Raw genomic sequence first — 571 nt, 5'->3', positions numbered from 1 at the left:
GGGGGGGGGGGGGGGGGGGGGGGGCCCCCCCCGGGGGGGGCCCCCCCCGTCCCGGCGCTACTTCGCCGAGGTGTCGAGCGCGGCGAGCGCCGCGGCCCACCGGAAGTACTTGAGGTTGGCCAGATCAGCCACCGTCTTGACGCCGAACGCCTCCTGGAGGAGTTCCCCGTCCCGGTCCGACACGCCCTTCAGGGCGGCGACCGGCGCGGCGAGGATCTCCGGGAGGTCCTTGTCCGCCCATGCCTTGTCGAGCACCTTGTCCAGATCTATCGCGGCCATCGCTCTCTCCTTGGTGTGGTGTCCGTCATCCGCCGGAGGGCCGTCACCCGGCCGTCCGGAACCGCCCCGTGCCGCGACGTTCGGCACCGGCACGGGTCGTCTGTGTGTCCCCCGCCCCTCTCCCGGCCCCTGCCCGTACCGGCGTACAGAGGTTGCGCACGGGAGCGGCCGGTGGGGTGTGGGTGGCGGGTGGGGCGGGCGGGGGTCGGCGCGGCGACCAAGCGGTCCTTCGGCTCCAAGGGTGGCAACAAGCTGGAACTGCTCGATGCGGCGAACGGCCCGCAGGGCCTGC

The 571-nt window shown here is 74.4% G+C and carries 1 protein-coding gene; it reads right to left on the bottom strand.

Translation table 11 applies throughout. From position 1 onward, the window contains the following. Positions 1 to 57: 57 nt before the first annotated feature. On the bottom strand, positions 58 to 279 hold the full coding sequence (locus tag AAHZ94_RS34890; protein WP_349997665.1) for a hypothetical protein: 222 nt from the start codon (positions 277 to 279) through the stop codon (positions 58 to 60). Positions 280 to 571 lie beyond the last annotated feature (292 nt).

The sequence above is a fragment of the Streptomyces sp. HSW2009 genome (assembly GCF_040240285.1).
In the GTDB taxonomy this organism is placed as follows: domain Bacteria; phylum Actinomycetota; class Actinomycetes; order Streptomycetales; family Streptomycetaceae; genus Streptomyces.
Note: the sequence above shows the minus strand (reverse complement) of the source record. Positions and strands in the feature narration are given on the sequence as shown.

Excerpts from the sequence above, each read along its gene's own strand:
- AAHZ94_RS34890 (WP_349997665.1), bottom strand. The coding sequence starts at position 279 with ATGGCCGCGATAGATCTGGACAAGGTGCTCGACAAGGCATGGGCGGAC.